Genomic DNA, 12,027 nt, shown 5'->3' with positions numbered 1-12,027 from the left:
CATTCTTACGTGTCTGGGGCGGTAGCTTCGGAAGGGTGGCAGCCAAGGCTGAAGAAGTTGACGTCGACGGTGTCGCCGTCCGGCTCACCAACCCGGACAAGGTGTACTTCCCCAAACTGGGCGCGAACGGCACCAAGGGAAAGCTCGTCGAGTACTACCGAACCGTCGCGAGCGGACCCATGTTGACCGCTCTGCGCGACCGCCCGACCCACCTGCAGCGTTTCCCGGACGGCATCGAGGGTGAGGAGATCTACCAGAAGCGGGTGCCCGAAAAGCATCCCGACTATCTGGAGACCTGCCGGGTGACATTCCCCTCGGGGCGCACCGCGGACGCACTGAAGGTGACCCATCCGTCGGCGATCGTGTGGGCCGCGCAGATGGGCACAATTACCTTGCATCCGTGGCAGGTTCGCTGCCCGGACACCGATCATCCCGACGAGTTGCGGGTGGATCTCGACCCCCAGCCGGGCACCGGCTTCGCCGAGGCGCGCACCATCGCGGTCGACTATCTCAAGCCGGTACTCGATGAACTGGGGCTGGTCGGCTACCCGAAGACGTCCGGCGGACGGGGCGTGCACGTGTTCGTGCGGATCCGGCCGGACTGGGATTTCATCGCGGTCCGCCGCGCCGGTATTGCGCTGGCCCGCGAACTCGAACGTCGGGCGCCGGATCTGGTGACCACCTCATGGTGGAAGGAGGAGCGCGGCCAGCGCGTCTTCATCGACTACAACCAGAACGCCCGTGACCGGACCTTTGCCAGCGCGTACTCCGTGCGCGCGACAGCCATCGCCACCGTCTCGACGCCGGTGACGTGGGAGGAGTTGGGCGACGCCGACCCCGACGACTTCACGATCGCCACCGTTCCGGCTCTGATCGCCAAACGCGGTGACCCGATGGCCGAGATGGATTCGGTTGCGCACCCAATTGATTCACTGTTGGAGATGGCCGCCGCTGATGAGGAGCGCGGTCTCGGCGACCTGCCCTACCCGCCGAACTATCCGAAGATGCCGGGCGAACCGCCGCGCGTGCAGCCGAGCAAGAAGGTGGCGGAGCACTGGGACGAACACGGTAACCCCAAGACGTGAAACCGCTACTGCTGATTGTGGTTTCGACGGTCTGCTTCGTCGGGGCGTGCTCGTCGGGCGGCCGGCCGGTTGCCGCGCGTGACTCGGCGACCACCAGTTCGGCGGCGCCGACCAGAACCGTGACAGCGCATCCGCCCGCCACCATTGTCATGCCCGATCTGCGGGGGATGTACTGGTCTGACGCCGATCCGGCCCTTCGGACGCTGGGCTGGACGGGTGTTCTCTCCAAGGCCCCTGACCTGCCGAACTCGCCCTACCGGACCCATCAGATCGCTACGCAGATACCGGCTCCCGGACAAGTCATCGCCGCTGACGCGATGATCACGCTGCAATTCGCCCAGTAACGCGCGTTGATCGAGCGTTGACGCTCGACAATCCCTCGAAATGTCGGGCGTGAACGCTCAATGAACCAGCAACACGCGAAAGCCGCACGACATTGCCGTGCGGGTTGGCTCTTGCCGTCACAGCTTGTTGTGGTAGACACTCAGCAAACTCGCTTAGGAAAATCTCAGCTTGGCGATGCGGTCGGAGTACAGGGGGAACCATGAGCCACAGCCACAGCGGACGAGGCGCTCACCGCGCCCGGCGGGGGCGCCGCCAGCCGTACGCGTGGCTGGGCGCCGGTGCCGTGACGTTGGGTCTCGGTGCCGCGCTGGCCAGCGGATCAGCCGTCGCCTACGCGGACACCGGCGCTGGGTCGGGTGCGGCTAAGACCTCGGCGAGCAGCTCTGAAAGCGGCTCGACGTCGTCGAACGGCACCGAGTCGACCACGACCAAGAAGGCCGTCGCACACTCAGCGCGCACGAGCTCCGCGACCTCGTCGGGCGGCAACGTCAGCTCGCGCAAGGCGTCGTCCGCGGCGGCGAGCAACACTGCGGTCGCTGCGGCCGCCGTCGATACCGACGCCACCGCGACGGCCACGACCACCGCCACGACCACCGCTGCCGCCGCGACCACCCCGTCGACGACCGGCCACTCGGCCCGCGTGCAGGCTGCGTCCACCGTGACGACCGCAGCCGCCACTAGTTCGCCCACCGCCGCCAACTCGACGCCCAGCAACGTTTCGTGGTTGCCCGCAACGCCGCCGGTGGTGGCGAGTGTCGCAGCGAGCCTGGCTCAGCAGCAGATCGCGCTCGCTCAGTCGGAGTTGCAGCAGCAGACGTGGGGCAGCGGCAATATCCCCGCCGGCCTGGTGGCGATCGTTCCGCAGGTGCTGCTCACGCAGGCCGCGTTGGCGCTGAACACCTGGGAAACCTCGATCACCCCGGCCCAGTCGCTGTACGCGAGGACGTCCGGCATTCCGATCGTGCACGAACTGACCGGCGTGGGCCTGCTCGGCGTGCTGTTGCTGCCGACACTGGCCACCACCGCCCTCAACAGCACCGGCATGCTGCTCCCGCTGGTCGGCGCCCTGGAGGGAACCGGCGGCATCACGCCCGTTCAGAACGCGGTCAGCACAGCTGCGCTCAACAGCCGGGTGTACGCGTTGGTCCCGGTGACGATGCGGGCCACCACGGAACCGATCGTCTACGTGTCGATCAACGGCGGACCCAGCACGCCCGTGCTCGTCGACACGGGTTCGTCGGGACTAGTGGTCACAAGAGCCTCGGTGGGCGACGCCGCGCCGCTGGGGTCACCGACCAGTACCGGGACGAGCGGCTACAGCGGCGGCCTGACCTACAGCTACACGAGCTACAAGACCACCGTCGACTTCGGCAACGGCATCGTCACCGAACCCACCGACGTCGCCATCGTGGACACCGCCGACGCCGCGAAGGCGCTGGCGTTCTTCCAGCAGCTCGGCGGTGCCTCCGGGGTCCTCGGAATCGGTGCCAACGCCGCCGGCCCCGGCCCGAGCATCCCGACCACCGCGCTGCCCGGTGACCTCAGCCAGGGTGTGTTCCTCTACCAGAGCCTGTTCCTCGGCATCGCGGGTGTGATGGTCTTCGGACCCAATCCGCTGCCGAGCCGCACCTCGGTCGCCGGCGCACCCGATGCTTACCTGACCGTGAAGGTGGGCAACAACACGACGACGAACGTCGGCGCGATCATCGATTCCGGTGGTGTGTACGGAACGATCCTGTCCTCCATGATCGGCGGCAAGACCAGCGTGCCGGTGGGAACCCGGATCTCGGTGTACACCCCCGACGGGGTGCTGCTGTACACCTACACGGTCACCTCGTATAACGCGCCGACGGTGATCACCAGTGGACTCATCAACACGGGGTACGTCCCGTACCAGCACGGTCCGGTTTACCTCGACTACACCACGCCCGATGGCATGGGCGCGACGCATTTCGATTACGCCTGATTCGTTGGCGCTCAACGCGACTCGGCTAATTTTGTCAACTCAGCAAATTAGTTGCTGACACTTTCGGCGTTTCGCGAACCCGTACGCGGCTGCGGGCTTACCCTCCGCTGAGGCGCTTTCGCCGTTGGTCGGGAGGTTGGAAAGTCATGGGTGCTTCGAGGTTTGTCGGTCGGGTTGGCGGATTGGCGGTGGCCCTCGGAGTGGGCGCCGCGTTGTTCTCCACGGGATACGGCGTCGCATGGGCGGATGGGACTACGGGATCGTCGGGTGCAGGGTCGAATTCGAGTTCTTCGAGCGGGGCTTCCGGTTCGTCGGGAACGGGATCGAAGTCGGCGACCGGAACCACCGGGACCTCCAAGCGGACGGCGGCCGGCTCGGGACAGGTGGTCAGCACCGGTGGCGCCAAGACCGGATCGAAGCACTCCAAGGCGGGGACCGGACAGTCGCTCGCCGACTCGTCGGTCTCCGCACAGACGACGAGTTCCTCTGACACGGCGGCAAACAGCTCGGGATCCTCGGGTGCGCCGTCGAGCAGCACCCCAGGTGTGGTCTCGCCGTCAGCGAGTTCGACTGCCGCGTCGGTGACTCCGGTCGCGTCGCTCGCGCCCAGGCTGCCTGCGCTGCCCTCGCCGACGGCGATCTCGGGGATGCTCACCACCGCACTGCACGGTGCGCTCGACCCGTTCTCCGGCGGACTGCCGACCCTGCCGGTCGACTCGCCACTGACTCTCGCCTACGCGGCGTTGCAGCGCCGGTCGTCTGCGTCGGCGTTGGCCAGTAACCCGATCACGATCAACCCGGTTCTCGTCATCAACGACGGCATCATCGACGGCACCACCAACGCCACTGGTGCGTCCGGGCTCACCTACACGCTGATCAGCGGTCCCAGCCTGGGCGGCAAGATCACGTTCTCCGCGACCGACGACTCCAACTACGTGGCGGGCAACTTCAGCTATCTGCCCGACCAGTCGGCGCTCAGCGGCGCGGTCAACGAGCAGTTCAAGATCCTGGTGGCGCAGAAGACGCAGTTCGACCAGATCGTGGAGAGCATCCCTCTGCTCGGCGGCCTCGCCGGCCAGGTGATCGTCGTTCTGCACCAGACCCCGGTCCTCGGCGACCTGCTGGCGCCGATCATCGGCTACTCGCAGGTGGCCACGTTCAACTCGACGGATGTGCTGCCTGCCACCGACCCGGTGGCCTACACCTACAAGATGCCGTCCTTCGACGGCGCGCTGATCAGCGTCAACTGGTTCCCGAAGCTCGGGCTCACCGGATCAGACACGGCGCCAACGATTCTCGATGGTCCCGGTCTGGCGACCGCAGGCCAGACCGATCCGTACACGCAGTACGGCATCGGCGGACTGACGCCGGGTGTCTCCCTGCTTCGCGCCGACTACAACGTGGTCACGTGGGATCCGCGCGGCGAGTTCGCCTCCGGTGGCATCCTGCAGCTCGACAGCCCGTTCTTCGAGGCGCGCGACGTGTCGTCCATGCTGGATTGGGTTGCTGGACTTGCCAATTCGAAAGTAAGCGTTAGTGATCCGACCGATCCCTGGGTGGGGATGGTCGGCGGCTCCTACGGCGGCGGAATCCAGCTCACCAGTGCGGCCACCGACCCACGGATCGACGCGATCGTTCCTGGCATTTCGTGGAACTCGCTGAACAATTCGCTCTACCCCGACGGCTCGTTCAAGACCGCTTACGCGTCCTTGCTGCTGCTGTCGTTGGTCCTGTCGAAGGCCCGGATCAACAACTTGATCTACGAGGGCATCATCACCGGTGACCTGTTCGGGGTGCTGAGCAACAGTGCACAGGCATTGTTGGCCAGCAGCGGTCCCACTTCGCTGCTGAACCAGCTGAAGGCACCGACCCTGCTGATTCAGGGCACCGTCGATGTGTTGTTCACCTTGCAGCAGGCGATCGACAACGCGCAGACCATCATCGCGAACCCGTATGGGACGCCGGTGAAGATGATCTGGTTCTGCGGAGGCCACGGCGTGTGCCTGACCAACGACGGCGACGTCAACCCCAACCTCGATTCGACCTTCGCCTGGCTGAATTACTACGTGAGGGACGAGAACACCAGCGGAACTCCGAATATCCCCAACTTCCAGTTCACCGATCAGAACGGAAATTGGTACAAGTCGGATGATCTGCCGACGGCGGGCAGTGCCTTGTTCGGAACGCCGGATCAGGCGGTCACCGGAGCCTCGGGCGGAACGTTGGGCATCGTGCCGATCATTGGAGGTTCCGGTCCCGCGCCGCAGGCCGCCATTCCTTATTCGCTGGGCTTGGCATCCAAGGCGAGCAACGCGATCAACGTCGCCGTTCCGACCCAGCTCGGCACGACGTACCTGGGCGCACCGACCGTGAGTTTCGACTATCAAGGCCTGGGCACCAGCCGCTTCGTCTACGCGCAGCTGGTCGACAACAAGACGGGCCTCGTCGTGGGCAATCTGGTCACGCCGGTGGCGGTGACGATGGATGGGCGGACGCACACCGCGACCATCAACATGGAGAACATCGTCTACACCGCGGCTGATGCGGGCGACGATCTGACGCTGCAGATCACCAGCTCGGCCACCGCGTACGAGAGATTCACCGCGTTCGGCGTCATCAACATCTCCAACATCAACTTGACGCTGCCGACGGCCGATCCGACCAAGTTCACCCCGGTTCCCTAGCAACGATCGATGCGGCCCGCCTACCTCACCGGTTGGCGGGCCGCCTCGGCGATTCGTGGTGCGCGAGCAAATGCGGGCCGTGCGCTCGCCCCTAAGTTGTTGGCGTGTCTGGGAATTCGACTAAAATCTGCTGTGTTGCAAGACGCGTGTGACGAGGTCGGGGCGTTTGAGGTCGTAAGGGATTAACACGATGACACTGAAGAAGCTCGCAGCAGTAGCGGCACTTTCCGCGGGCCTTGGACTCGCAGGCCTCGGCGCCGGCGCCGGGATGGCCTTCGCGGACCCGGGCCATGGTCATGGCCACGGCCACGACGGCTGGAACTGGGACGACAACGACCGCGGCGACTGGCGTGGCCCGTACTACGGTCCCGCCTACTACGGGCCACCGCAAGCCTGCATTCAGGCCACCGGTCCGTTCGGATTCGTGAGCGGCGGCGCCTGCATCTAGGCGCCGCTAGCTCCTCGGCACCACACCCCGAGCCTTCGGCAGCGGCAGATCGTTGTAAGTCGCGATGCCTGGCGGCGCGGCGACGACGGCGGGGATCGCGTGAATCGGCGGCAACGCCGTCATGATGTGGCCGAGAACGAAAAAGTCTTCGAGTGACTTCGCGTTCTCGATCATGTCCATCGGCGGCAGGAAGCCGACCTGCATGTTGACGGTCGGCCGTCCGTCGATGGTGATCTTCCAGCCGTCGGCGTCGAGCTGCCAGTCCGGCTCGAGCGTGGTGCCCTTTTTCCATCGCACGTTGATGTCGATGACGGTCTTCCCGTCGACGATGCCCTGCCAGCTGGCGTAGACCCCGGCCACGTGGCCGGCCTTGATGGTCCACGACGCCATCGGCAGGTCCTCGGTGGTCTGGGCGTACTCGGACACGCATTTGATCTCGTCCAGCTCGACACCCAGGGAATCGGCGACCAGTTGCACGGCTTCGGCGAACACGGCAGTGCCCTTGGCGGCCATCGGCTGGAGTTCGGGATCGTCAATCCGCATGTCGAATCCCACCGGACGCTCGGTTTCGGGGGAGTCGTAGAGCGTGGTGTCGGCGGACTCGGCGATCGTGACTTTGTCGACGCGATCGCAGGCGGTGGCGGCGACAATCGCCAGCAGTTCGGCAAAACCCGGGCTCACCCCGGAGCCGAACATCGTGGACCCGCCGGCCTTGCACGCTTCCTCGATGCGGGCACGGCCCTCGCCGAGGTTGTGCCCGGTGATGAATGAGGCCGAAGCGACGACGTTGACACCGGCCGACAGGATCCGGACGAGTTCGTCGACGTCGATCCACATCGGGTTGTAGACCACGCAGTCCGGCTTGAGCGCCAGCAGGGCGTCGATGTCGTTGGTTGCGGTGACCCCCAGTGGTTCAACGCCGACCAGCTCGCCGACGTCGCGGCCGGACTTGTCCGCGGACCACGCGTAACAGCCGACGAGTTCGAGAGTGGGGTTGGCGGTGATCGCCTGGACGGAGCTCTTTCCTACATTGCCGGTCGTCCACTGGACGACCCGATAGGGAGAAGTGTTGGGCACTCGCTCAGCATAGGGGTGGCTGCGCAGTTCAGGCGGTTGTTTAGGTGAACTCAGGGTTTTTTACTCGTCGACGGCGACGTTAGTGCGATTGCGTCGGCGCAGACGATGGTTCGTCTTGCCGGTCGGGCGCTTGTTGCGCAGGGCGCCGGCCGGTTCGGGCTCCGGTTCGGCTTCAGCCTCCGGTGCGGCGTCAGCCTCCGGCTCGGCTTCGGCTTCGGCTTCGGCTTCGGGTTCGGCGTCGTCGGCGTCGTCGGCCGCTGTGGTTTCCTCAGCCTCGTCGGCCGTCTCGCCGCGCTTCTTCTTCGCCTTCTTCTCTTTCTTGGGCTTCGCCGGCTTGGGCGGCAACTCGGCGGTGTACGCCAGCTGGAAGGCGAGCAGCGCGAGCATTGCGATCGCCGCGGCAGCGCCGTACACGCCGAACAACCACGGGCCACCCTTGTCGAGGCTGACCCAGATCTCGGCGACCGCCGTGCCGACGATCAGCACACCGGCCAGCACGTGCAGCACCACCGACCACAGCCGCAACCGCAGCGCGAGTTGCGGGGTGTTGTATTCCGGCTTGCGGCTGCGCAACAGGGTGAGCAGCACCGGTAGCGCGGTGAGCGCGATGAGAACGCCGGTGACGATGCGCAGGACCGTGCCCAATGTGTGGGTGGTGTCGCCCATCAGCTCCCACCAGCGGGGGAGCACGAACAGGAAGTACAGAGCGCCGGCCAGTACCCACAGCACCAGATGAAGTGCCGTTGCGGTGACTCGCCCCATGCCGCTCCGCCCCATGTCGTCTCCCTACACAGTGAAAATCCGGGGTGCGACCAGGCGCTGTGACCCCCCGATCGCACCCCGGATCAGGTGCGGAGGATAGGGGATTTGAACCCCTGAGGGCTGTTAACCCAACCCGCGTTCCAGGCGAGCGCCATAGGCCACTAGGCGAATCCTCCGTCGGCAATGGTAGCGGACTTGAGGAGTGCCTTGCCCCGGCTGCCCGGCTCACCTTGTCTTACCGCCTCGGCGGCGGGGGACCTCCCGGCGGGTATTACACTCGCAACGGACCCCGCGCGGCGTCTATCCTGTGAACTCCCCCAGGGCCGGAAGGCAGCAAGGGTCAATGGGCTCTGGCGGGTGCGCGGGGTCCCCCTCTTGAAAGGCGCATGGTGTCGTTCCACTCCCTGGGCCCCGATGAGTTGCAAGCCCAGCATGAATTGCAGCGGCAGAACTACGCCGACCTGCAGGCTAAGAAGCTGTCGCTGAATCTGACTCGCGGCAACCCGTCCAGTCAGCAGCTCGATCTGTCGAACGCGTTGTTGAGCCTGCCGGGCGATCAGTATCTCGATGAAGAAGGCACCGACACCCGCAACTACGGTGGGCCGCACGGTTTGCCGGGTCTGCGGGCGATCTTCGGTGAGCTGCTGGGTATTCCGGTGCCCAACTTGATCGCCCGCAACAACTCCAGTCTGGAGCTGATGCAGGACGCGCTCGTCTTCTCGTTGCTGCACGGCGGCGTCGACTCGCCGCGGCCGTGGATCGAGGACAAGCTCAGCGGGGCCGGCATCAAGTTCCTCTGCCCGGCGCCCGGATACGACCGGCACTTCAGCCTCACGGAGAGCTTCGGCATCGAGATGATCACCGTGCCGATCAACGAGGATGGTCCGGACGTCGACCTCATCGAGGAACTGGTGGCGGCCGACCCGGCGATCAAGGGCATGTGGAACGTGCCGGTGTTCTCCAACCCGACCGGCGTCACCTACGCCTGGGAGGTCGTCCGGCGGCTGGTCCAAATGCGCACGGCCGCACCAGATTTCCGACTGTTCTGGGACAACGCCTACGCCGTGCACACACTGACCCACGACTTTCCCCGCCAGGTCGACGTGCTGGGGCTGGCCGAGCAGGCCGGCAACCCGCACCGTCCGTTCGTGTTCGCGTCGACCTCGAAGATCACCTTCGCGGGTGCGGGCGTCAGCTTCTTCGGCGGATCGCTAGGCAACATCGCCTGGTTCCTACAGCACACCGGTAAGAAGTCGATCGGCCCCGACAAGATCAACCAGTTGCGGCATCAGCTGTTCCTCAAGGACGCCGACGGGGTGCGGTTGCAGATGCGTCGCCACCAGCAGCTGGCCGCTCCGAAGTTCGCGCTGGCGTTGGACATCCTGGACAACCGCCTCACCGACTCCAAGATCGCCTCCTGGACCGACCCCAAGGGCGGCTACTTCATCAGCTTGGACGTGCTCCCGGGTACCGCCAAGCGCACCGTCGCGCTGGCCAAGGATGCCGGCATCGCGGTCACCGAAGCGGGTGCGACGTTCCCGTATCGAAAAGATCCGGAAGACAAGAACATTCGGATCGCTCCGACGTTCACGCCGGAGCCGGATTTGACCGATGCGGTCGACGGATTGGCCACGTGCGCGCTGCTCGCGGCCACCGAGTCGCTGCTGGGGTCCGCGGCTGTCACCGACGGTCGGTAGCCTTCTCCCGTGGCGCTCTACCGCAAGTACCGGCCGGCAACCTTCGCCGAGGTGGTGGGGCAGGAGCACGTCACCGAACCGCTGTCGACCGCGCTGTCGGCGCACAAGATCAACCACGCCTACCTGTTCTCCGGGCCGCGCGGGTGCGGCAAGACGTCCTCGGCCCGGATCCTGGCCCGCTCGCTGAACTGTGAGCAGGGCCCCACACCGACGCCATGCGGGGTGTGCGACTCATGCGTGGCGCTGGCCCCGAACGGTCCCGGCTCGGTCGACGTCGTTGAACTCGACGCCGCCAGCCACGGCGGTGTGGACGACACCCGCGAACTGCGGGACCGAGCGTTCTACGCACCCGCGCAGTCGCGCTACCGCATCTTCATCGTCGACGAAGCACACATGGTCACCACCGCGGGCTTCAACGCGCTGCTCAAGATCGTTGAGGAGCCGCCCGAGCATCTCATCTTCGTGTTCGCGACGACGGAGCCCGAGAAGGTGCTGCCGACGATCCGGTCACGCACCCACCACTACCCATTCCGGCTGCTGGCGCCCAAGACCATGCGCTCGCTGATCGAGAAGATCATCGCCTCGGAGAGCGTCGCCGTCGACGACGCGGTATACCCCCTGGTGATTAGGGCCGGCGGCGGTTCGCCCCGCGACACGTTGAGTGTCCTGGATCAGCTGCTCGCCGGTGCCGAGGGCAATCGCGTGCACTATCAGCGGGCGCTGGCCCTGCTGGGCGCTACCGATGTGGCTCTGATCGACGACGCGGTGGACGCGTTGGCCGCCGGAGATTCGGCGGCGCTGTTCGGTGCGGTGGAGTCGGTGATCGACGCCGGCCACGACCCGCGCCGCTTCGCTACCGACCTGCTCGAGCGGTTCCGCGATTTGATTGTGCTGCAAGCAGTTCCGGACGCCGTCACCCGCGGGGTCGTCGATGCGCCCGACGACGTGCTGGAGCGGATGCGTGAGCAGGCCGCCAAGATCGGGCCTGCGTCTTTGACCCGCTACGCCGAGGTGGTGCACGCCGGGCTGGGAGAGATGCGCGGCGCGACCGCGCCGCGGCTGCTGCTGGAGGTGGTGTGCGCGCGGCTGCTGCTGCCGTCGGCGAGCGATACCGAATCGGCGCTGCTGCAGCGCATCGAACGCATCGAGACCCGAATGGAGATCTCGATCCCGGCCGGGGAGGCCGCCATGAGTTCCGGCGCGCCGGCCGCGGCGCCGGCTCGGCAGTTTGTCCGCAAGACGCAGCAGGCTCCGGCAGCGGCGGCCGCCCCCGCGCCCGCGCCGCCCGCGCCGACGGCACCCGAGCCCCCGGCGCCGCGGCCCGCGCCTGAACCGATTGCCCGGCCGGAGCCGATCGCGCCGCCGGAACCCGTTGCGCGCCCCGAACCCGTCGCCAAGCCGGACCCGGTGCCGGAAGCCACACCGCCGCCACCGGCCACCGAACCCGCCGCGGCGCCGGCTGCCGCCACTGCGGGCGAGCCCGGTGCGGCCGCGGTTCGCACGATGTGGACGACGGTGCGGGAGAAGGTTCGTCAGCGCAGCCGCACCACCGAGGTCATGCTGGCCGGTGCGATTGTGCGTGCGGTCGAGGACAACACGCTGATCCTCGGCCACGAGTCGGCGCCGCTGGCCAAGCGGCTGTGCGAACAGCGCAACGCCGACGTGATCCGCGACGCGCTGAAGGACGCGCTGGGTGTCAACTGGAAGGTGCGCTGCGAAGTCGGTGTCGGTCAGCCCGTGCAGGAGGCGCAGCGGCCGCTGCCGCCGGAACCCGAGCCCGACCCGGTCGATCGTCAGCGGGCCGAAGAGGACAGCATGATCGCCGAGGTCGGCCGCGACGACGAGGACGCCGCGCCGCGCCGCGATCCGGAGGAAGTCGCCCTCGAGCTACTGCAGAGTGAGTTGGGCGCCCGCAAGATCGACGGCTAGGTTCTGTGCGGCATCTCACCGAGCGCTGTGGGTT

At 66.5% G+C, this 12,027-nt stretch carries 11 protein-coding genes, 1 tRNA gene and 1 other RNA gene; 8 read left to right on the top strand and 5 right to left on the bottom strand.

The window, feature by feature from the left end; all coding sequences use genetic code 11:
* Positions 1–35: 35 nt before the first annotated feature.
* Together ligD and K0O64_RS30225 are read left to right on the top strand one after the other, a co-directional pair.
* A complete protein-coding gene (gene ligD, locus K0O64_RS27105) occupies positions 36–1,085 on the top strand; it encodes a non-homologous end-joining DNA ligase (RefSeq protein WP_071950254.1) in 1,050 nt (349 codons plus the stop codon).
* Complete coding sequence (locus K0O64_RS30225; RefSeq protein ID WP_071948787.1) at positions 1,082–1,429, top strand: PASTA domain-containing protein; 348 nt, start codon at positions 1,082–1,084, stop codon at positions 1,427–1,429. The genes ligD and K0O64_RS30225 overlap by 4 nt, the downstream gene beginning before the upstream one ends.
* A 331-nt stretch (positions 1,430–1,760) precedes the next feature.
* On the opposite strand, the gene K0O64_RS27095 is transcribed toward K0O64_RS30225, so the two are convergent.
* Positions 1,761–2,120 (bottom strand): hypothetical protein, encoded by a 360-nt coding sequence (locus tag K0O64_RS27095; protein ID WP_125477503.1) that lies wholly within the window; start codon positions 2,118–2,120, stop codon positions 1,761–1,763.
* 34 nt (positions 2,121–2,154) lie between these two features.
* On the opposite strand from K0O64_RS27095, the gene K0O64_RS27090 reads away from it, so the two are divergent.
* Positions 2,155–3,396, top strand: coding sequence for a PecA family PE domain-processing aspartic protease (locus K0O64_RS27090; protein WP_125477502.1), 1,242 nt, complete (start codon positions 2,155–2,157; stop codon positions 3,394–3,396).
* Positions 3,397–3,493: 97 nt separating this feature from the next.
* Here the strand turns inward: K0O64_RS27090 and K0O64_RS27085 are convergent, their stop codons facing one another.
* Positions 3,494–4,051 carry a hypothetical protein gene (locus K0O64_RS27085; protein WP_164520152.1) on the bottom strand — a complete coding sequence of 186 codons (558 nt, stop codon included), beginning with the start codon at positions 4,049–4,051 and terminating at the stop codon, positions 3,494–3,496.
* On the opposite strand from K0O64_RS27085, the gene K0O64_RS27080 reads away from it, so the two are divergent.
* Positions 4,044–6,080 carry an alpha/beta hydrolase family protein gene (locus K0O64_RS27080; RefSeq protein ID WP_164520151.1) on the top strand — a complete coding sequence of 679 codons (2,037 nt, stop codon included), beginning with the start codon at positions 4,044–4,046 and terminating at the stop codon, positions 6,078–6,080. The two genes, K0O64_RS27085 and K0O64_RS27080, sit on opposite strands and share 8 nt — an antisense overlap.
* Positions 6,081–6,270: 190 nt before the next feature.
* Positions 6,271–6,528, top strand: coding sequence for a hypothetical protein (locus K0O64_RS27075; RefSeq protein ID WP_096312471.1), 258 nt, complete (start codon positions 6,271–6,273; stop codon positions 6,526–6,528).
* Between the two features lie 6 nt (positions 6,529–6,534).
* Here K0O64_RS27075 and K0O64_RS27070 read toward each other — a convergent pair whose 3' ends face one another.
* The 3 genes from K0O64_RS27070 to K0O64_RS27060 form a co-directional block, all read right to left on the bottom strand.
* Complete coding sequence (locus tag K0O64_RS27070; RefSeq protein ID WP_096312470.1) at positions 6,535–7,605, bottom strand: NAD(P)H-dependent amine dehydrogenase family protein; 1,071 nt, start codon at positions 7,603–7,605, stop codon at positions 6,535–6,537.
* A gap of 60 nt (positions 7,606–7,665) precedes the next feature.
* On the bottom strand, positions 7,666–8,367 hold the full coding sequence (gene lucA, locus K0O64_RS27065; protein WP_220046543.1) for a lipid uptake coordinator LucA: 702 nt from the start codon (positions 8,365–8,367) through the stop codon (positions 7,666–7,668).
* A 90-nt stretch (positions 8,368–8,457) separates the two neighbouring features.
* Positions 8,458–8,543, bottom strand: a tRNA-Ser gene (locus K0O64_RS27060).
* Between the two features lie 105 nt (positions 8,544–8,648).
* On the opposite strand from K0O64_RS27060, the gene ffs reads away from it, so the two are divergent.
* The 3 genes from ffs (at position 8,649) to K0O64_RS27045 (ending at position 11,993) form a co-directional block, all read left to right on the top strand.
* An RNA gene (gene ffs, locus K0O64_RS27055) (signal recognition particle sRNA small type) lies at positions 8,649–8,743 on the top strand.
* Between the two features lie 13 nt (positions 8,744–8,756).
* Complete coding sequence (locus tag K0O64_RS27050; RefSeq protein ID WP_096313045.1) at positions 8,757–10,064, top strand: aspartate aminotransferase type Ic; 1,308 nt, start codon at positions 8,757–8,759, stop codon at positions 10,062–10,064.
* Positions 10,065–10,073: 9 nt separating this feature from the next.
* On the top strand, positions 10,074–11,993 hold the full coding sequence (locus tag K0O64_RS27045) for a DNA polymerase III subunits gamma/tau (protein ID WP_096312468.1): 1,920 nt from the start codon (positions 10,074–10,076) through the stop codon (positions 11,991–11,993).
* Positions 11,994–12,027: the final 34 nt, after the last annotated feature.

The organism is Mycolicibacterium pallens, assembly GCF_019456675.1.
In the GTDB taxonomy this organism is placed as follows: Bacteria; Actinomycetota; Actinomycetes; order Mycobacteriales; family Mycobacteriaceae; genus Mycobacterium; species Mycobacterium crocinum.
This window is presented reverse-complemented; position numbering and strand designations above follow the sequence as displayed.